20 protein-coding genes and 1 pseudogene are annotated in these 17,809 nt (G+C 63.5%); 4 read left to right on the forward strand and 17 right to left on the reverse strand.

All coding sequences use genetic code 11. The annotated features are described in order from the left end of the window. Positions 1-2: 2 nt before the first annotated feature. Positions 3-920, reverse strand: a complete 918-nt coding sequence (locus AC1DYC_RS25800; RefSeq protein ID WP_477410585.1) for a fatty acid desaturase family protein — start codon at positions 918-920, stop codon at positions 3-5. A gap of 85 nt (positions 921-1,005) precedes the next feature. On the opposite strand from AC1DYC_RS25800, the gene AC1DYC_RS25805 reads away from it, so the two are divergent. Then, positions 1,006-1,905 carry a LysR substrate-binding domain-containing protein gene (locus AC1DYC_RS25805; RefSeq protein WP_477410586.1) on the forward strand — a complete coding sequence of 300 codons (900 nt, stop codon included), beginning with the start codon at positions 1,006-1,008 and terminating at the stop codon, positions 1,903-1,905. A gap of 42 nt (positions 1,906-1,947) precedes the next feature. Here AC1DYC_RS25805 and AC1DYC_RS25810 read toward each other — a convergent pair whose 3' ends face one another. The 6 genes from AC1DYC_RS25810 to AC1DYC_RS25835 all read right to left on the reverse strand — a co-directional run bounded on the left by AC1DYC_RS25810 (position 1,948) and on the right by AC1DYC_RS25835 (position 9,235). Beyond that, positions 1,948-2,220, reverse strand: coding sequence for a DUF3303 domain-containing protein (locus tag AC1DYC_RS25810; protein ID WP_477410587.1), 273 nt, complete (start codon positions 2,218-2,220; stop codon positions 1,948-1,950). A 20-nt stretch (positions 2,221-2,240) separates the two neighbouring features. After that, on the reverse strand, positions 2,241-3,704 hold the full coding sequence (locus AC1DYC_RS25815) for a RimK family protein (protein WP_477285849.1): 1,464 nt from the start codon (positions 3,702-3,704) through the stop codon (positions 2,241-2,243). 5 nt (positions 3,705-3,709) lie between these two features. After that, entirely contained in the window at positions 3,710-4,807 is a 1,098-nt protein-coding gene (locus AC1DYC_RS25820) for a peptidase C39 family protein (protein WP_477410588.1), read from the reverse strand. A gap of 206 nt (positions 4,808-5,013) precedes the next feature. Next, positions 5,014-5,805 (reverse strand): anti-sigma factor family protein, encoded by a 792-nt coding sequence (locus AC1DYC_RS25825; protein ID WP_477410589.1) that lies wholly within the window; start codon positions 5,803-5,805, stop codon positions 5,014-5,016. Then, positions 5,802-6,320, reverse strand: coding sequence for an RNA polymerase sigma factor (locus tag AC1DYC_RS25830; protein WP_112560736.1), 519 nt, complete (start codon positions 6,318-6,320; stop codon positions 5,802-5,804). The genes AC1DYC_RS25825 and AC1DYC_RS25830 overlap by 4 nt, the downstream gene beginning before the upstream one ends. A 155-nt stretch (positions 6,321-6,475) precedes the next feature. After that, positions 6,476-9,235, reverse strand: coding sequence for a DUF2339 domain-containing protein (locus AC1DYC_RS25835; protein ID WP_477410590.1), 2,760 nt, complete (start codon positions 9,233-9,235; stop codon positions 6,476-6,478). Positions 9,236-9,480: 245 nt separating this feature from the next. Here AC1DYC_RS25835 and AC1DYC_RS25840 point away from each other — a divergent pair, with 245 nt between their 5' ends. Continuing rightward, positions 9,481-9,945 carry an NUDIX hydrolase gene (locus tag AC1DYC_RS25840; protein WP_477410591.1) on the forward strand — a complete coding sequence of 155 codons (465 nt, stop codon included), beginning with the start codon at positions 9,481-9,483 and terminating at the stop codon, positions 9,943-9,945. Between the two features lie 26 nt (positions 9,946-9,971). Here the strand turns inward: AC1DYC_RS25840 and AC1DYC_RS25845 are convergent, their stop codons facing one another. The 9 genes and pseudogenes from AC1DYC_RS25845 to AC1DYC_RS25885 all read right to left on the reverse strand — a co-directional run bounded on the left by AC1DYC_RS25845 (position 9,972) and on the right by AC1DYC_RS25885 (position 16,444). Further along, the gene (locus tag AC1DYC_RS25845) at positions 9,972-10,490 is read right to left on the reverse strand and encodes a PaaI family thioesterase (protein ID WP_477410592.1); all 519 of its coding nucleotides are present in this window, start codon (positions 10,488-10,490) and stop codon (positions 9,972-9,974) included. Positions 10,491-10,497: 7 nt separating this feature from the next. After that, complete coding sequence (recO, locus tag AC1DYC_RS25850) at positions 10,498-11,274, reverse strand: DNA repair protein RecO (protein ID WP_477410593.1); 777 nt, start codon at positions 11,272-11,274, stop codon at positions 10,498-10,500. A 103-nt stretch (positions 11,275-11,377) separates the two neighbouring features. Beyond that, positions 11,378-12,270, reverse strand: a pseudogene (locus tag AC1DYC_RS25855) (aminoglycoside phosphotransferase family protein). A gap of 45 nt (positions 12,271-12,315) precedes the next feature. Beyond that, complete coding sequence (gene era, locus AC1DYC_RS25860; RefSeq protein ID WP_477402269.1) at positions 12,316-13,248, reverse strand: GTPase Era; 933 nt, start codon at positions 13,246-13,248, stop codon at positions 12,316-12,318. Further along, positions 13,245-13,961 (reverse strand): ribonuclease III, encoded by a 717-nt coding sequence (rnc, locus tag AC1DYC_RS25865; protein WP_477410594.1) that lies wholly within the window; start codon positions 13,959-13,961, stop codon positions 13,245-13,247. Before rnc ends, era begins: the two co-directional genes overlap by 4 nt. Continuing rightward, positions 13,961-14,710 carry a signal peptidase I gene (lepB, locus tag AC1DYC_RS25870; protein WP_477308540.1) on the reverse strand — a complete coding sequence of 250 codons (750 nt, stop codon included), beginning with the start codon at positions 14,708-14,710 and terminating at the stop codon, positions 13,961-13,963. Before lepB ends, rnc begins: the two co-directional genes overlap by 1 nt. A gap of 95 nt (positions 14,711-14,805) precedes the next feature. Next, the gene (gene acpS / locus AC1DYC_RS25875; RefSeq protein WP_477410595.1) at positions 14,806-15,219 is read right to left on the reverse strand and encodes a holo-ACP synthase; all 414 of its coding nucleotides are present in this window, start codon (positions 15,217-15,219) and stop codon (positions 14,806-14,808) included. Then, positions 15,216-15,800, reverse strand: coding sequence for a DUF2062 domain-containing protein (locus tag AC1DYC_RS25880; RefSeq protein ID WP_477410596.1), 585 nt, complete (start codon positions 15,798-15,800; stop codon positions 15,216-15,218). The genes acpS and AC1DYC_RS25880 overlap by 4 nt, the downstream gene beginning before the upstream one ends. A 263-nt stretch (positions 15,801-16,063) precedes the next feature. Then, positions 16,064-16,444, reverse strand: a complete 381-nt coding sequence (locus AC1DYC_RS25885) for a VOC family protein (protein WP_477410597.1) — start codon at positions 16,442-16,444, stop codon at positions 16,064-16,066. Between the two features lie 122 nt (positions 16,445-16,566). Between AC1DYC_RS25885 and AC1DYC_RS25890 the strand changes: the two genes are divergently transcribed. Beyond that, the gene (locus AC1DYC_RS25890) at positions 16,567-16,755 is read left to right on the forward strand and encodes a type II toxin-antitoxin system HicA family toxin (protein ID WP_142867699.1); all 189 of its coding nucleotides are present in this window, start codon (positions 16,567-16,569) and stop codon (positions 16,753-16,755) included. A gap of 5 nt (positions 16,756-16,760) precedes the next feature. Then, positions 16,761-17,162 (forward strand): type II toxin-antitoxin system HicB family antitoxin, encoded by a 402-nt coding sequence (locus tag AC1DYC_RS25895; protein WP_477410598.1) that lies wholly within the window; start codon positions 16,761-16,763, stop codon positions 17,160-17,162. A 47-nt stretch (positions 17,163-17,209) separates the two neighbouring features. On the opposite strand, the gene pyrE is transcribed toward AC1DYC_RS25895, so the two are convergent. Further along, positions 17,210-17,788, reverse strand: a complete 579-nt coding sequence (pyrE, locus tag AC1DYC_RS25900) for an orotate phosphoribosyltransferase (protein ID WP_477410599.1) — start codon at positions 17,786-17,788, stop codon at positions 17,210-17,212. Positions 17,789-17,809: the final 21 nt, after the last annotated feature.

A 17,809-nucleotide genomic window follows, 5' to 3' on the forward strand; every position in this document is an offset into this window, starting at 1 on the left:
CCTCAGCGCATGGTCTCGATGTATTTTTCGTGAAAGCTGACATAGCCGGGCTCGACCACTTTGAGATGCCGCTCGATCAGTTGGTGGAATGCCGGCAACTGATGGAACGGCACGCCGGGATAGGCGTGGTGCTCGGCGTGGTAGGGCATGTTCCAGGCAACCTTGCGCACCAGCCAGTTGGTCAGCGTGGTGCGGGTGTTTTCCAGCATGTTGGCAACGAGCGGGCAGCGGCCATGTTCGGCCAGCAGATAGAGCCTGAGGAATGGTTGGCCGAGCAGTGCCGGCACGATCCAGACATAGAGCAGCACACTTGCCTTGAACCAGAGGGCGAGCGCCGCCACCACGACATAGAAGGCGATCATGGCGCGGGCCTCGGCCTTCACCTTGGGCAGGCCCTTTGGCGGCACGTAGGTGTCTCGGCAGCCGCCCGTCGCATTGGTGTAGAGCGTCTGCAAATGCCCCCGCCAGACCGGCAGGCCGGAGACGTGGACGATGTATTGCCGCATCGTCTCCGGTTTCGGAAAGGCGAGTTCGGGATCGTTCTCGGGATCCTGGGTGAAGCGATGATGGGCGAAATGGAAGTAGCGGAACCAGTCGGCCGGCAGCGCGATCGCCAGGCTGCAGAAGCGGGCGACAGCATCGTTGAGCCACTGCGTCTCGAAGGCCGTCCTGTGCACCGTCTCATGCAGCAGCGTGAACAGGAAGACGATGAGGATGCCTTGCGGCAGCATCAGCGCCGGCCAGTACGGCACTTTGCCCGCGATCAGCGCGCCGAGAACGAAGATCCCGCCAAGATGGAAGGTGAGCTGGGCCAGGCCCGGCCCGTCCGATTTGCCGGTCAGCCGGCTGCGCTCTTCATTGGTCAGCGAGGCGATGACGTCGCGATGGTCTCTGGGTTCGGTCTGGGCGGATATGTTCATGGCCCCACGCTACTCCAACAAGAAACCTTTCTAAAAACGAGGATTTCTGCAAAATAGATAAGCTCAACTTATCCATTGGATTACCATGGCATCGCTTCCGTCCCTGAGAGGACTTCAAGCCTTCGAGGCCGCTGCGCGCTCGGGCAGCTTTGCCGCGGCGGCGGAAGAACTGTCGATCTCGGCGGCAGCCGTCAGCCAGCTCATCCGCACCGTCGAGGAACAGATGGGCCGCAAACTGTTCCACCGCGTCAACCGCCGTGTCGTGCTGACCGAGGCCGGCGTCGAGATGCTGCCGAGGCTGACCTTGGCCTTCCAGGAGATCGGCAGCATCGCGCGCGGCGGCGATGCCTTCCGCCCGCGGCTTGTCATATCGGTGCCGCCGTCGATGGCGATGGGCTGGCTTTCCGAACGCCTCGCCGGCTTCGTCGCCAGTCACGGCGCCGTCGACATCTCGCTGCGCGGCGATGACGACCCGGTGCCGTTCGACCGCGAACTGATCGACCTCAGACTGTCCTTCGGACCGCACTATCGCGAACACCCGACCGAGGACATTGTCAGGGACGCCGTCTACCCCGTCTGCGCGCCTGGACTGGCCGCCAGATCGGAAAGCCTGGCCGGTCTGCCGCTGATCCATACCGATTGGGGACCGACCGGCGCGTCATTCCCGTCATGGCGCAACTGGTTCGAGGCGGCCAGCATCGAACCCGGCCGGGCAGTCCAACGCGGCCTGTCGGCGAACTCGTCGCGGGCAGCGCTCGACCTGGCCATTTCAGGGTTGGGCGTGACGCTTGCACAAGGCATCTATTGCGCCCAGGCGCTGGAAGACGGCCGGCTGGTCCGGCCGAACGCTTTATCGATCGGGCTGCGCCAGCCCTATTGCCTGACTGTGCCGGAGCGCAGCGCAAGGCGCGACGTGGTGGCGGCGTTTCGCGCCTGGCTGATCGAGGAGTGCGTGCGCACGGTCAAATCGCCGGCGCTTCAATGATTGTTTGCCCCTGCTCAGAAATCGGCGGCGAATGCTCCGCGCTCAGAGATGGCTGGCCAATGCGGCGACCATGTCCTTGTTCGTCGCCACGGGGATGATCTCGAACTCCACCAGGTCAGCCCATTCGATGACCCAGCGCTGCAGCAGCGTGACGTCATCGGCCTCCACCAGCAGGAAGCAGCGGCTCATATCCGCCGCGATCCAGCTGTGGTGCACGACAAGCTCGTCCGGCTTCAGGCGGCCACGGTCGCGAAAGCGGCGATAGATCTCCTTGCGATCGCAGCCGGTGAAATCCTCGATGACGATGAACTGCATACGTCCCCCCTCACCTTGAACTACCGCCCGGGGCGGTCGAGCCGCTCCAGGAACCATTGCGTCAGCCGCACCCAGACCTCGTCCTTTTCGCCGGAATCCTCCCAGCCATGGTCGAGATTGGGGTTGTCGTTGACCTCGATGACGAAGACGCCATCCTTGGTTTCCTTGAGGTCGACGCCGTAAAGCCCGTCACCGATGCAGCGAGCCGCCTTCACCGCCGTCTCGACGACATGCGGCGGTGTCTCTTTCAGCGTGAAGGTCTTGATGCCGCCCTGGTCGGGCTTGCCGCTGGCCTTGTGGTTGACGATCTGCCAGTGCTTTTTGGCCATCAGATAGTGCACGGCAAACAGCGGCTGGCCGCCGAGCACGCCGACGCGCCAGTCATATTCGGTCGGGATGAATTTCTGCGCGATCAGAAGATCGGAATCCTCTAGCCACTCGGTGGCGAGTGTCTTCAGCTCCTCGAAGTTGCCGCATTTCTTGACGCCGCGCGAAAACGATGAATCCGGGATCTTCAGCACCAGCGGGAAGCCCAGCGTCTGCGCCGCCAGTTCAAGGTCAGAGGTGCCGGCAATCATCACCGTCGGCGGCACCGGTACCTTGTTGTAGGCCATCAACTCGTTGAGATAGACCTTGTTGGTGCAGCGGATCATCGACAGCGGGTCGTCGATGACAGGCATGCCTTCCTGCTGGGCACGGCGGGCGAAGCGGTAGGTATGGTTGGAGATCGAAGTGGTCTCGCGAATGAACAGCGCGTCGTAGTTGGCGAGCTTGGCCAAGTCCTTCCTGGTGATCGGCTCGATTTCGACGCCCATCTTTTCGGCGATCTTGGCCCAGTAGCGCAGCGAGGAAATCTCCGACGGCGGCAGTTCCTCATGCGGATCGACCAGCGTGGCGAAGGTGTAGCGCGCCGGCGTGCGGCCCTTGGTGTCACGCCATTCGCGGTTGGTGTAGGTCTCCAGCGCCTGCACGAAGAACGCTTCTTCCTCCTCGGTCATCCTGGCCAGCGGCAGGAAGCCGATCTTGCGGATCGAGGCCCATTCGGCACTGTCCTTGATGTGGACCTCAAGCGCCGGGGCGCGGAACCAGTCGAACAACAGCTTGGCGAAACGGTCCCATATCTTCGACGGGCCGATGCCGAAGAAGATGCAGACTTTTTGCGGAAAGACGCCGCCGAGATCCTTGCGGCATTTGTTGAGCGCCAGTTCCAGTTCCGGCAGCGCGTGCTCGTAGAGCTTGCGCTCCGACAGGTCGATCATCGTCTCGACCGTCGGGATGACCTTGTGGCCGCGCGAACCGGCGAGCAGAGAGGCATAGTAGCCACGGCTCTGGTAGGCGTAATTGTTCGACAGGTTGATGACCTTCGGCTGCTGGCCGCGAAACAGCGCCGGATGCGCAAGGTAATCACGGTTGGTGATGATCTTGTGTGGCGTCGCGGCCTGGTCGAGATCGTTCTGCCGGCCGGTGAGGATGACCCAGGTCATTGTTATCAGCGTTTCCCAAGAGTGATGGCAGCACGCAGTCCGTCGCGGCCGAATTGCGCCATGTTCATGAAGATGCCGTGGGGGACGGGAATGTTGGCGGCATCGAGGATGGTCTCCTGTCTTTCGTCCTCGACCCAGGGATCGTGGATGAGGATGTGGTCGCCGTCATCGCCGATGGCCAGCACCCAATGCGGCACCTTCTTGCCGAACATCAGGAAGCCGCTGATCAGCACCAGCACCAGTTTTCCCTGAGCCAGGGCGCCACGGATGTCGTCGATGCCGAACGGACGATAATTCACCGGGATGCCGTATTGTTCCGCGCGGCGGCGAAAGTCGACCTGGGCAAGTTCCATCACCCGGCGCTTGTCCTCGCTGCGCACCGACTGCAGGAACAGCGCGCCGTAGAAGGAAACAAAGATTTCCGCCTCCAGCCCGTTTTCGTGGCCGGCCACCGCAAGGCCGAACGGCTCGCAGCCGCCCGGGCCGGACATCATGAAAACCGTCGTCGCCTCGCGCCAGAGGCGGATTTCCATGACCGGATCGGGCACGAAGCCGGAATCGAAATTGGCCATCGCCATCATCAGGCAGCACGGGCCGCAGGTGAACTCACAGGTCTGCTGGTAGAACGGCACCTTGGTGGCGACCGGAATGTCGCCGCGCAAGGTCTTTTCGTAGCGCAGCGCGGTGGCGCCATCCTCGTAATAGCCAGGTTCGCGGCCGATCTTGCGGTAGCCGCTCTGCTCATAGATGCCGATGGCGCGAAGGTTGTCCTCGCGCACTTCGAGGCGCAGCATCATGCGGTCGTGCTCGAAGGCGGCCTCTTCAGCCGCTGCAAGCAGCATGCGGCCAACGCCACGGCCGCCGAAAAATGGGCCGGTGGCAAGCGAATAGAGCCGGGCGACGCCGCTGCCCTTGCGAAACAGCACCACGGCGTAGCCGGCGACGCGGCCGTCGCTTTCGGCGACCAGCATCTCGGCGGTCTCGCGTTCGATCAACAGGCGGAACGAGCGCCGGGAAATGCGGTCACTGGAAAAAACCGCCTTCTCGATGGCGGTGAGGTCATCGACGTCGGACGCGCGGGCCTTGCGAATCTCGGCAGGCATGCGGGTTCAGAAAACCTCGATTGAGTGGGAGGAAAGCCCCGGTCGAACACGTCGCAAACATCAGCTGAAACGCCGATGTACAGCCAAGCGCTATCGCACCTTGAATAGGGCCGAATTGTGACAGTTCCGTTGCGAGTGGCGGCCGGTGGCGGCGGCACCGCGAAGTGCGGCGCCGCCCCGGCGCATGACCCGAAAACGGAATGCGCTCAACTGGCGAGACCCGCCAGAAGCTGACCGTAGGCGCGCTTGGCGACCGCAGCCAGCTGCTCACGCGGCAGCGAGCCGACGACGGCGCAGGCATAGCCCTTGTCCAGCCAGTAGACCGCCTCGGGACCGTCGGCGTCGGCCATGTAGGTGCCCTTGGACTTGGCTGCCGAATCGGCGGTCACGAACAGGGAGATGCGCTGGCCCTTGGCGTCCTCGTAAAGCAGCATCGCGGCCTTGCCCTGGCCGGCAGGCAGCAACCGGCCGCCAACCAGCTGGAAGCCCTCCGCCACCAGGTCCGGCGCTACCAGTTTCAGGCCGACGCGGTTGGACAGCCAGGTCTGCAGATGATCCTTGTCGCTGGCCGGCACTTCCACCGCATGGCGTTGTTCGGCGGCATAGATGACATGGGCGGCGATCGCCTCCTCGGCCAGCTGGTCTTCGGCGCCGTCTTGCCTGCCAAGACCGTCGATGCCGGCAAAATAGCCGCCAAGACCGCCAACGACGAGCACTGCGGCGGCCGCGGCTGCAAGCCACCAGCGCGAGTGCCGCGCCGCCACTTTGGTCGCGCCTTCGCCGAGTACGATCTGCTTGAACAGCGCCGGCACCGGCTCGTCAAGCACGCCAGCAAAGGCGGCGCGCAGTGCGGCGCGGTCGGCGGTGTAGCGGGCGCTTTTCGCCTTCATTTCGGGATTGGCGTCGATCCAGGCGTCATAGGCGGCGCGCTCGTCGCCCGGCAGCTCGCCGTCCAGGGCCATGTGGATGTCGCGTTCGGAAAAATCGCGGCGGGTCATTTCTCGACGATCCTTATCGAGCGGCGGCGCGCCGTGTCGTCGAGCAGGCTGCGCAGCTCTTCACGCCCGCGCGCTATGCGCGACATCAGCGTGCCGGCCGGTACGCCGAGAATGTTGGCGGCCTCAGCATAGGAAAATCCTTCGATGGCGACCATGACAAGGGCGGCGCGGCGGTCGGGGCTGATCGCCTGCAACGCGTCGATGATCTCGCGCGAGGCGGCATTTTCCGCCTGCTCGGCGGGCACTGCCTGCGCCTCGTTTGCGTCGAGCGGAAGGATCGCCGCCTCACCGCGCCGGTTCACCTTGCGCATCTGATCGATGAACAAATGATGCATGATCGTAAACAGCCACCTCCGGGGGCTTTCTCCTGTCTGCCAGCTCTCGAGCCGCAAGAGCGCCCGTTCGAGGCAATCCTGGACGAGATCGTCGGCGGAATCGCGGTCGCGCAGAAGCGAGCGTGCGTAGCGGCGCAGGCGCGGTATTTCACCAAGGATTGCTGCCTTCTTTTCGTCCATGACCGCTGGTTCTGAGGTCGCCCTTGTTTAACCCGATTGAACGCGCCTTCCCGGCGCGGCGCAAGCGGCCAGCGCGAAGCGGTCCGCCGCCCCGGTCACCCAAGCAATGAGATAACGACACCGCTGACCGATTTATTCCTGGTTAAATGGAAATCTTATTGTTCTTGCTTGTCTTTATCCACTTCCCTCGCCGCCCGCGTCAGCAGCCGCTGGTAGAACAGGCCGATGCCGATCAGCACCGCGCCGAGGCCGATGAAGGACAGCGCCCTGAGCACGCCTTCCAGCTCCGACATGTCGAACAGGAAGACTTTCACCACGGCAATCGCGATCAGCGCCGCCGAAGCGATACGCAGCACCTGCGATTTCAGCCAGACGCCGGCGGTGAGCAGCACGACGCCGATGACCAGCCACAGCGCCGAATAGGTGTAGGTCTCGAGCTGGCCGAGACCGCTCCACAGGCCTATGAACTCGCCCTTGAACACGCGCCTGACCGACAGCGTGGCATAGGCGAAGACAAGCAGTGCCGCGACCACCGCCAGCATCTGCGCATACCATGGCGGCCGCTTGTACCTGGCATAGAGCGCCAGCCCGCCGGCGGCGATGGCCGGCAGCAGGTAGGCCAGGAACAAGAGGTTGAACACCGGGATCTGGCCGGTCGATTCGTCGGTAAACAGCGGGTTCAGCACCAGGAAATGCTGGAAGACGATGAAGGCGACCGAGACCACGCCGGCGGCCATCGAGCCGTAGCGCAGCACCGAGCTTGGCGAGCGCATGTCGCTGGCCACCAATATGGCGCCGGCGCCGATGGCGATCAGCGTATAGATCGCCTGTTCGGCGAGCGTGACGGTGCCGGTGTCGATGATGCCGCCATGCATGGCGTGGCGCACCAGCATGGCGATGGTGAGCAGCGCGAAAAGCGCTGCCCCCGCCTCCATGGCAAGGCGCGGCCGGCCATTGGTTGTGCGGGCGAGTTGCCAGGCGGCGAAGCCGAAGGCCAGCGCCGGCACGCCGTATCCCGGCAGCAGCCAGTTGAACACCGGCGTCGTCGTCAGCGCTCCGGCGCCGACGATGGTCGGATCGAAGGCAACGCGGCCGAGCACCGCGACGACCGCGCCGACCGAAATCCAGCCGAGCACCGGATAGGAGCGCCAGCGCGTCGCCAACGCCGGCACGATGGCGGCAACGCCGGCCAGCAGCGTGGTCCAGCCGGAGCTGAAGGCCATATGCAGCATCAGGAGGCCGGCCAGGGCCGAACCGCAAAGCGCGAAGGAGACGGCGATGCCGCCCTTGAGCGGCGGCTGTTCGGCGCGCGCGATCCATTCGCCCCCGGCAGCGAAGACGACGACCAGAAGGGCAGCGACCGCGGCATAGGCCAGGTCGCGGTCGAGATTGCCATAGGCGAGCCACAGCGTCGAAAGGATGACCAGAGGTGCGGCGACGCCCCATGCCGCCCAGCATGCCGCGCGAACCTGCGCGGTCGCGGCGAAGCGGCGGGCGGCCCAGAAACCGGCGCCGATGAAGACCAGGCCAAGGCCGATGCCGATGTGCAGCGTCCAGGGGTTTCCGGCCGCCACCGGCATGCCGTCAAAGCCTATGTTTCCCTGGGATATGTCCGAGCCGATGGTGGCGGGCGGAATGATGCCGAGATAGATCATCACGCTTACCACACCGGCGGCATGAAGCAGCGGCAAAGCGCGCGGCCGGTAGAGTGCGGTGGCGACAAGGGCAACGAGGACGGCCGCGCCCGGCAAGGCGCCGCCTTCGGCGACCAGTGTCGTGTCGACGGACAGGCCGAGCGCCGAAAACGCGACGAAAACGCCAGGCACGATCGAAGGCCAGTCGAAGCCGTTCTTTGCGGTTTCCGCTTCGCCGCCATGACTGCCCAGCCAGACAAAGGCAAGCACGGCCAGCGTCACCGCGTCGATGAACAGGATCACGGCAAGGTCGGTGCCGGGCGCAGCCATCATGTAGGCGATGGTCCAGGCGCCGGTGCCGAAGAAGGCCGCCGCGATCAGGAATTTCCAGTCGCGCATGCGGGCGATCGCCGCGGTGGCGGCAAGCACGATGGCGAGATAGACGAACAGCGCCCATGGATTTGGCGCCTGCGAGGACACAAGGGCGGGCGTTGCCATGGAGCCGACGAGGCCGATGCCGGCCAAGGCCTGGCCATGGACGAGAGCGGCGGCGATGGTCGCCACGCCGATGGCGCCGAGCACGGTGAAGGCAAAGGCCGGGCCGACGAAACCGTAAACGGCATGGGCGGCATAGACCGTACCGAACAGGATGAAGGCGCCTGCGGCCGTCAGGATCGCCGGGATATAGGCGCCAGCCACGCCTTCCACCGGGACCTTGAAGCCGGTGCGGCGGATGAACTCGCCGCCGCCTACCAGCACCAGGCCGAGCAATGCCGCCAGGGCAAGCCGCACTTCCGGGCCGAAAATGCCGGCCTCGATGGTGTAGCGGATCAGGAACAGGCCGCCCAAGGCCAGCGCGATGCCGCCGACCCAGACCGCCCAGCGGGTGCCGAGCGCGGTTTCGACTTCGGACTGGCGGGCGGCTTTTGCTGCAGCAGCCGGCGCGGATCCGGTCAACGCCGCCTTGGCTGCGGCTGACAGTTCTGGCACGGGCTCGCTGGTGACCGCTTCGGCTTCGGCGGCCGGCGCCTGCGCCGTTTCGGCTACTGTTGGCGGAGCTACATCGCCAACTGCTGCAGTTGCCTCAGCGGGCGCTGGTACACTGTCGTTTGCGGCCTCTTCGACCGGTTTGGCCACGGGTGGTGCCGAATGCACGCCGGACAGAACCAGGCTGCGCAGCGCGCCGAGTTCGCGCTCGATCAGGCCGATGCGGCCCTGCTGACGCAAGACGATGACGAAAAGCACGACAACGACGACAGCGCCAATCAGGCTCTCAAACATGGCGGTTCCCCCAAACCAGGCCAGTTTTCACTGACAATTGCGGCGGCCACACGGCCAGCCCGGACAGCCAATCAAGTCACGCCACCGCAATGGTGACCGGAGATAAATCATCGAGCATGTTTCGCCGGCAAATTCCAGCGGTCTACAGTCGTTATCCTCACCCATCATCCCGGATGGTCAGGAATGGCGCCACCGCTACTTGCCAGGAAGCCATGCTATCCTCAGATGAGCTACAAGGAAATCCAATGCCGAAGAGAAGCGCGGGACTGCTGATCCACCGGACAAAGGCCGGCATTCTCGAGTTTCTGCTCGTCCATCCCGGCGGTCCGTTCTGGGCAAGGAAGGATGAAGGCGCGTGGTCTATCCCCAAGGGTCTCGTCGAAGACAACGAGGATGAGCTGGCGGCAGCCCGGCGCGAGGCCGGAGAGGAGCTCGGCATTGCCATCGAAGGCGATTTCGAGCCTGTCGGCAGCTATCGGCAAGCCGGCGGCAAGATCGTCATCGCCTGGAGCGTCGAAGCCGACCTCGACGCCGATGCCGTCAAAAGCAACATGTTCAGCATGGAGTGGCCACCAAGGTCTGGCGCGATGAAGGAATTTCCCGAAGTCGACAGAGCTCGCTGGTTTTCATTGCCTGAAGCCAGCCTGAAGATCCTCAACGGCCAGCGCGCCATCCTCGATGATTTCATGGCGCGGCGCAAAACCGGCTGAGCGCTACGTCGTCCGGATGACGAGCCTCAGCGCGCCGTCAGGTTGGCGGCTGGAAAGATCGAGCAAGTCTCGGTGCCAAAGGCGAGCAATTTGCCCTGCGCATCCTTCAGCGTCGCTTCCGACACCGCCAGCGTGCGGCCCTTGTGGACGATCTTGCCCTCGCAGACCACTTCGCCGGTCTTCGGCGTGATCGGCCGCGTGAAATTCACCTTGAACTCGGCCGTCGTGTAGGCCTCGCCTTTGTCGAGCAGCGTCTGCACCGCGCAGGCCAGTGCCGAGTCCAGCAGCGTTGCCGCCCAGCCGCCATGCACGCCACCCAACGGATTGAGATGGCGCTCGCTCGGCACGCCGCGAAACACCGCACGCCCCTCCGACACTTCGGTCAGGGTAAAATTCAGATGGAAGGAGATCGGCGGGGCCGGATATTTGCCATCGATGATACGCTGCAAAAGGTCGATGCCGCTGTATTCGAGGAGATCGCCAAGCGGAATGGTGCCAAGGCCAAGCGGCGACACCCGGCCGGGGTAGAGTTCGACTTCGCTCATATGATTCTCACGTCGTGATTTCTGGGAGGGCACCTGCCGTTGCGGCGGCCTTGCCGCCCGAATGATGTTTGCGCAGGGCAGCGAGGAAGCCGGCACGGGCGTCGGGCTGTTCGATGCCGCGCGGCTCGTAGACATGGCGGGTGAAGAAGAAGCCGGTCAGCCGGAAGGCTTCCTCAAGTGCCGCCTGGTCGGCACGCAGGCCGGAGCCGCGCTGCAGGAAGGCCGGCAGCGCCAGCATCTTGTCGCGCCACGGCGCACCGGCCTGGCGCGACACCGCACGGCCGGATTTCGGCGAAACGTAGGCCAGATCCTGTCGAGTGCCGGTCGCCGCGCATTGGCTGAGATCGAGGCCGAAGCCGAGTTCGTCGAGGATGAGAAGTTCGAAGCGCGCCACCAATTCACCGGCGGCATCCGCATCGTCGAGATGGGCGATCATCACGGCCAGCGTCTCGTAGAGGCCGCCATGGGCGTCGCGCTCCGGCAGGAGCCTCAGATGCGCGGCCATGGTCTGCAAGCCGTAGACGGCCACCGCACTGTCCATCAGCCGGGCCGCGTTCATCTCGATCGCCTCGGCCTGGAAGGTGCCGAGATGCTCGTCGAGGCGGGCCCGCCACAACAGGTCGACGCGGTTGCCGGGCTGCAGCACCGGCTGCTGCTTGCGCGAGCGGCCGCCGCGCACCAGGCCGAGATGGCGGCCATGCGCGCGCGTCATCACCTCGAGGATGGCGCTGGTTTCGCCATGCTTGCGGGTGCCGAGAATGATTCCCTCGTCGCGCCATTCCATGGCGCGAGCTTGTCACCGGTTGCGTGGCGAAATCAAGATTTTGGCTCGCGGCGCGCGATCTGTGCTGACATTAGGCGGCCGACGCGTAGTCGAAATACCACCGTCATGCGAATTTCCTGTAATCGGCCAGCACGTCATCGATGACGCGCCGAGATCGTTCCGCCTCGGCCTGGTTGGCGTCGTGCCCGGCAACGGTGATCAGCGCCTTCCACAGCGTCCAGCCGCGACCGCGCGCCCAGGTCGCGTCGTCGACGTCGATGGCGGCGCGAAACGCTTCCCGGCCTTCGCCGTCGAAGAACGTCCAGGTAATCGCCAGGTCACAGGACGGATCGCCGACACCTGACGTGCCGAAGTCGATGACGGCGCTCAGGCGACCGTTTTGGACCAGAAGGTTGCCCCAGGCGACGTCGCCGTGGAACCAGACGGGTGAGCCATGCCACGTGGCGGCGAGGGCCGCGTCCCAGACAGCGGTGGCCGCCTGTGTGTCGATCTGCCCCTGCAGCGCCTGCAGTGCTTCCCTTGTCTGGTTGTCATACACGCTCAGCGGTCCACCGCGGAAGAAATTGTGCTGGCCGGCGGCCGGCTCGCCCGCCGAATCGATTCGCCTGAGCGCAATGAGGAAATCGGCGAGATCGACCGCGAACTGCCTGATATCGGCGATTTCGGCAGTCTTTGCCGTTTCACCTTCGATCCAGCGGTACACGGACCAATGCCAGGGATAACCTTCCGCCGGCTCGCCCATCGCCAGCGGCACCGGGATGGGCAGCGGCAGAAGCGGCGCAAACCTCGGCAACCAGCGCTGCTCTTTTCGACCTGCAGCGCATAGGGTGCCGCACTTGGCAGGCGCACGGTCATCTCATCGCCGAGATGGAAGGTGCGGTTGTCCCAGCCGCCTGATGCCACCGGGCTCACCGGCAGATGCCGCCATTGCGGGAACTGCGTGATGATCAACCGACGCACGAGATTGGTATCGATGGTCGGTTTTGGGTCACTCATATCGTCATCTCAAACTGCGGGGGCGGCAGTTCTAGACGACGAAACTCAATGGGGAAACTCCAGCCCCATCTCGCGGTAGCGCTCAGGGTCGTCGCCCCAGTTCTCGCGCACCTTGACGAACAGGAACAGGTGCACCTTCTGCTCCAAAATGCCGGCGATCTCCATGCGCGCCGACTGGCCAATGGCGCGGATCGTTTCGCCCTTGTGGCCGAGCACGATCTTCTTCTGGCTGTCGCGCTCGACATAGATGGTCTGGTCGATGCGCACCGAACCGTCCGGCTTCTCTTCCCATTTCTCGGTCTCGATATGGGAGGAGTAAGGCAGTTCCTGATGCAGCCTCAGATACAGCTTTTCGCGGGTGATCTCAGCCGCCAGCTGGCGCATCGGCAGATCGGAAATCTGGTCTTCCGGGTAGTACCACGGGCCGGCCGGCAGCGCTTGCGCGAGGTAGTCGAGCAGATCCTTGCAGCCGGAGCCGGTCAGCGCCGAAACCATGAAAGTGCGCTTGAACGGCACTTTTTCGTTCGCTGCCGCGGCCAAGGCCAGCAGCGCCTCGTGCTTGACCCGGTCGACCTTGTTGAGGATCAGCACCATCGGCTGGCGGACATCCTTCAGCCGCTCAAGGATGGCGTCGGCGTCACCCCTAATGCCGCGCTCGGCATCGATCAGCAAAAGCACGATATCGGCGTCCTTGGCGCCGCCCCAGGCCGTGGTCACCATCGCGGTGTCGAGCCGGCGCTTCGGCTTGAAGATGCCGGGCGTATCGACGAAGACGATCTGCGCATTGTCATGCGTGGCGATGCCGCGCACGATGGCGCGGGTGGTCTGCACCTTGTGGGTGACGATCGACACTTTGGCGCCGACGAGTTGGTTGACCAGCGTCGACTTGCCGGCATTGGGCGCGCCGATCAAGGCGACGAAGCCGGAATGAGTGACGGGAGCTTCCGCTGCCGAGGGCAAGTCTTCGCTGGCGGTCATGCCGCACTCCCTTGGTTGGCCCAGATGCCTTCGCGCACCAGAAATGCCGATGCCGCCGCTTCTTCGGCGGCGCGGCGAGAGCCGCCCATGCCGCTTGCCGGGGCAAAGCCGCTGACCTTCACGGACACCGTAAAGACCGGCTGATGCTCGGGTCCTTCGCGTTTTTCGATCGCGTATTCGGGCCTGGTGTCGCTGCTCTTGGCGATCCATTCCTGCAGGTCGGATTTCGGATTGGGCGGCTTTGCCACCACCTTTTGCGAGCGCGGCTCCCAGTAGCGCAGGACGAATTGCCTGGCCGCATCGAGGCCGCCATCGACGTAGACCGCCGCGATCAGCGCTTCGACGGCATCGGCCAGATAGTTTCCGCCCGAGCCGCGCGAGCGCGCCTTCAAGGCGGCGTCGGCCCGGACCAGATCTTCCAGCTGCATTTCAATGCCGATTTCGGAGCATGTCCGCGCATCAACCAGGGCATTGAAGCGAGGGGCGATTTCCCCTTCCGGCGCTTCGGGAAATTTTTCGAACAGCAGGTCGGCAACGATCAGGCCGAGAACGCGGTCGCCGAGGAATTCGAGGCGCTGGTTGTTGCTGCTTGCCTTGACCGCACTGGAATGGGTCAGCGCGGTCTCGAGCAAACGGACATCCCGGAAGGAATGGCCGGTCTTGGCTTTCACCAGATCGGCCAGAGTTTCACCGGTCGGGCGCTTCAAAGCCATCAATTTACGAAATGGAACATGCGCGACAGACGCACCAGCGACGGCCATTTCCAGATCTCGAGCGGGCTCGCCTTGCCGCCGATCGAGAAGAAGACGACGCTGGCGCGGCCGACCAGGTTCTCGGCCGGCACATAGCCGACGTCAAAGCGGCTGTCGGAAGAATTGTCCCTGTTATCGCCCATCATGAAATAGTCGCCGGGCGGCACGACGAATTCGTTGGTGTTGTCGCCGATCGAATTCGGGTTCAGGTCGAGCGTGTCGTAGCTGACACCGTTGGGCAGCGTTTCGCGGTAGACATCGATCGGATAATCCTTTTCCGTGATGTCCGGATTGTCGATCTGGCCGGTCTTCACGCGCGGCACACCCTGGCCGTTGATGAACAGCTGACCGTCCTTCATCTGGATCCGATCACCGGGAAGGCCGACGACGCGCTTGATGTAGTCGAGCGACGGATTCGGCGGGAACTTGAACACCACCACGTCGCCGCGCTTCGGTTCGGAGCCCCAGATGCGGCCCGAAAAGATGTCGGGGCCGAACGGCAGCGAATAGCGCGAGAAGCCATAGGACCATTTGGTGACGAACAGATAGTCGCCTTCGAGCAAGGTCGGCCGCATCGATCCCGACGGGATCGAGAAGGGCTGGAACAGCAGCGTGCGGATGACCATGGCCAGCAGCAAAGCCTGGATGATGACGCTGACGATTTCGCCAAGCCCGCCGGATTTCTTCTCGGATTTTTCAGCCACGCTCATGTCGTCCTCGATTGTGCTCGGATGGTATAGAGTCTCGGCGCGCGCTGGGCAACGTCATGCCGGCGTTAGATATAATCGCCGGTCGTCAGATGCAATCAATGTGGCGCTTGTTCGGCGGGCAACGCTTCGATGATCACAAAGGCTTGAGCAAGCGGGAAATCATCGGTGATTGTGAGGTAGATCGCCGCTTTGTGTCCTTGCGGCAGGATTTTGGCCAATCGCGCGGCCGCCCCGCCGGTCAGCGCCATGGTCGGCGCGCCGCTGGGCAGGTTGACGACACCCATGTCGCGCCAGAACACGCCTTGCGCCAGGCCGGTGCCGAGCGCCTTGGCGCAGGCCTCCTTGGCGGCGAAGCGCTTGGCGTAGGAGGCTGCACGGCCCGCGCGGCCCTCCGAGCGGGCCTGCTCGACCTCGGTGTAGATGCGCTGAATGAAACGCTGGCCATGCCGTTCCAGCGACTTTTCGATGCGTCTGATATCGATCAGGTCGCTGCCGATGCCGATGATCATTCCGCAGGGACTTCCCGTCCGCCGTGCCCGGCCTTGTGTGCCCGTTCGGCCATGCGCTTGCGGCGCTGCTCGCGAAAGACGGTCATGCCCCAGCGGGTGATGCCGTAGAAGATGAGGCCGAAGACCAGCCCGAGCGGAACGGCGCCGATCAGCATCGGTTCGAGCACCGGGTGCCACAGTTTTGCAAACGACAGCGTGTGCATCATCTCGCCGAGATGCGCAGGCGGTCCGTTCTTGGGCAGGCGTTCATGCAGGATCAGCTTGCCGACTTCCCAGGACGCCCCCCACAGCAGGGGGAAAGTCAGCGGATTGCCGAAGAATACCGCGCCGAGGGCGGCGGCCACCAGATTGCCGGCGATTATCCAGCAGAGCACAGCAGCGACGGCGAAATGGAAGCCGAGCGGGAAGAAGGAGGCGAACACGCCGGCCGCAACGCCGGCCGCCACTGCGTGCGGGGTGGCCTTCAGCCTGAGGATGCGCTTGGAGAAATACTGCAACGAACGAGAAAACGAGCGGCGCGGCCACAGATAGGTACGCACCCGCTCCAACAGGCCATCCGGCTTGCGGCGTCGAAAAAGCACTCTGTTTCAATTCCCGTTCAGCAACGCCCCAACCATCCCAGGCCGGACGTGATAGGTCTATCTTGCGCTTTGAGGGCGCAGAAAGGCAACAACGACTTTGATATAGCGACTGCCCTGCCGCGGAACAACGAAACGCCGCCGCGATGGTCTGCCGCAGACGCGTAACAAGAGCGCTATTGGGGCAAAACTGAGGACAACGTCAGGTAAGCGTTTCGATGACGACGACAAGGCCCGCCCGTGAAGACGACGCCGAGGCAGATAAACTACTCCCGATATTCGCTGACTTCGACCAGATTGCTGTCCGGGTCGCGGAAATAAACCGACATCATCGGGCCGCGGGCGCCGGTGCGTTCGACCGGACCGACTTCTATCACCACGCCATTGGCTTCGAGACTTGCACAGATCTCGGCAAGCGGCCTTGCGGCAACCAGACAGAAATCGCCGGACCCGGGCGTCGGCGTCCTGGCTTTCGGCTCAAAAGTGCGGCCGACTTCATGCAGGTTGATCTTCTGCGACCCGAACAACAGCGCCGTCGGCCGCGCCGGCTCGTCGAGACGTTTCAGGCCAAGCACGCGTTGGTAGAAGGCGCAGCTATCCTCCACCGAGCGGACCGTCAGCACGAAATGATCGATGCCGGCGATCATGGTGTTTTTCCCTTATGCATGTCGTTGCTCCAAAAACCACCGCACACTTTCGAACGACCTTCATCTTCTACCAGACCGGTTTTCATTGACATCATGCGGCATGGGTGTGTATTTATACACACATGAAGAGCGCCGATGTGATTGTAAAGTTGGTTGCTGACGGTTGGTTTGAAGTTGCTCGAAAAGGCAGTCATGCTCAATTCAAGCACCACGACAAACCGGGGCGGGTCACCGTACCACACCCCAAACGAGACATACCCATCGGCACCCTGCGCAGCATCGAAAAACAATCCGGACTGAAACTGAGGTGAGAACCATGCAGCAGTATATCGGACTTATCCATAAGGATGCCGAAAGCGACTTTGGCGTCTCCTTTCCTGATTTTCCCGGCCTGGTTACGGCGGGTGAAGACTTGGACGACGCCCGAGGCATGGCCGAAGAAGCCCTTGCCTTCCATATCGAAGGGCTCATTGAGGACGGAGAGGCTATTCCGGAGCCCTCGTCTCTGGCTGAGATTATGGCATCAGCGATCAATCGCGATGGCGTAGCTATTCTGGTTGGGGTGAAAACCGACGCTAAAAAGGCGGTGCGAGTAAACGTCACCCTACCGGCTGATGTTCTTCAACGGATCGATGCGTTTGCTGAGGCTCACGGCTATACGCGATCTGGTTTTCTCGCCAAGGCGGCGGAGAAGGCAATGCAGCAAGAGGCTGCCTGACTTTCATTGCGGAAGGCCCAGCGCACTGTTGGGCGAGATGCATTCCCTCAGATGTTGCGGCTGCCAGGTTTGATCGCAGGTATGGCGGCAAGTTCCGGCGGCAGCCGATCGGCGGGATAGGCCGGCACCTCATATTCGGCGAGCGCGATCAGCGGCACGCCGACATTGGTCTTGCCGGCCGAGCGGTCGATGATGCAAGCGGCGGCTACTACTTCTGCGCCGAGTTCGCGCAGGCAGTCGATGGTTTCGCGAATCGAAAGGCCGGTGGTGACGATGTCCTCGACGATGACGACGCGCGATCCCGGCGCGATCTCGAAGCGGCGCAGCCGGAACTCGCCGCCTTCGCGCTCGACCCAGATTGCCGGCACGCCGAGATGGCGCGAGGTCTCATAGGCCGGGATGAGACCGCCGATCGCCGGGCCGACGACATAATCTATCTTGCCGGGCACCGCCTTGCGGATCCTTTCGGCCAGCGCCTTGCACAGGCGCTCGGTCTTGTCGGCATGCATGAACACGCGCGCCTTCTGCAGGAAGACCGGACTGCGCAGGCCCGACGTCAGGATGAAATGCCCCTCGAGGACGGCTCCCGCCTCGCGAAAAATGCCCAGCACTTCGTCCGTGTTCATCCTGCCCTGCCCCGCAAACTA

Source organism: Mesorhizobium sp. P2_E7 (assembly GCF_056403855.1).

Excerpts from the sequence above, each read along its gene's own strand:
- rnc (WP_477410594.1), bottom strand. The coding sequence starts at position 13,961 with ATGGCTTTGAAGCGCCCGACCGGTGAAACTCTGGCCGATCTGGTGAAA.
- AC1DYC_RS25890 (WP_142867699.1), top strand. The coding sequence starts at position 16,567 with ATGAAGAGCGCCGATGTGATTGTAAAGTTGGTTGCTGACGGTTGGTTT.
- AC1DYC_RS25845 (WP_477410592.1), bottom strand. The coding sequence starts at position 10,490 with ATGAGCGAAGTCGAACTCTACCCCGGCCGGGTGTCGCCGCTTGGCCTT.
- AC1DYC_RS25825 (WP_477410589.1), bottom strand. The coding sequence starts at position 5,805 with ATGACCCGCCGCGATTTTTCCGAACGCGACATCCACATGGCCCTGGAC.
- AC1DYC_RS25800 (WP_477410585.1), bottom strand. The coding sequence starts at position 920 with ATGAACATATCCGCCCAGACCGAACCCAGAGACCATCGCGACGTCATC.
- AC1DYC_RS25835 (WP_477410590.1), bottom strand. The coding sequence starts at position 9,235 with ATGTTTGAGAGCCTGATTGGCGCTGTCGTCGTTGTCGTGCTTTTCGTC.
- acpS (WP_477410595.1), bottom strand. The coding sequence starts at position 15,219 with ATGATCATCGGCATCGGCAGCGACCTGATCGATATCAGACGCATCGAA.
- AC1DYC_RS25840 (WP_477410591.1), top strand. The coding sequence starts at position 9,481 with ATGCCGAAGAGAAGCGCGGGACTGCTGATCCACCGGACAAAGGCCGGC.
- lepB (WP_477308540.1), bottom strand. The coding sequence starts at position 14,710 with ATGAGCGTGGCTGAAAAATCCGAGAAGAAATCCGGCGGGCTTGGCGAA.
- AC1DYC_RS25885 (WP_477410597.1), bottom strand. The coding sequence starts at position 16,444 with ATGATCGCCGGCATCGATCATTTCGTGCTGACGGTCCGCTCGGTGGAG.
- AC1DYC_RS25895 (WP_477410598.1), top strand. The coding sequence starts at position 16,761 with ATGCAGCAGTATATCGGACTTATCCATAAGGATGCCGAAAGCGACTTT.
- era (WP_477402269.1), bottom strand. The coding sequence starts at position 13,248 with ATGACCGCCAGCGAAGACTTGCCCTCGGCAGCGGAAGCTCCCGTCACT.
- AC1DYC_RS25805 (WP_477410586.1), top strand. The coding sequence starts at position 1,006 with ATGGCATCGCTTCCGTCCCTGAGAGGACTTCAAGCCTTCGAGGCCGCT.
- AC1DYC_RS25815 (WP_477285849.1), bottom strand. The coding sequence starts at position 3,704 with ATGACCTGGGTCATCCTCACCGGCCGGCAGAACGATCTCGACCAGGCC.
- AC1DYC_RS25830 (WP_112560736.1), bottom strand. The coding sequence starts at position 6,320 with ATGGACGAAAAGAAGGCAGCAATCCTTGGTGAAATACCGCGCCTGCGC.
- AC1DYC_RS25820 (WP_477410588.1), bottom strand. The coding sequence starts at position 4,807 with ATGCCTGCCGAGATTCGCAAGGCCCGCGCGTCCGACGTCGATGACCTC.
- AC1DYC_RS25810 (WP_477410587.1), bottom strand. The coding sequence starts at position 2,220 with ATGCAGTTCATCGTCATCGAGGATTTCACCGGCTGCGATCGCAAGGAG.
- recO (WP_477410593.1), bottom strand. The coding sequence starts at position 11,274 with ATGGAATGGCGCGACGAGGGAATCATTCTCGGCACCCGCAAGCATGGC.
- pyrE (WP_477410599.1), bottom strand. The coding sequence starts at position 17,788 with ATGAACACGGACGAAGTGCTGGGCATTTTTCGCGAGGCGGGAGCCGTC.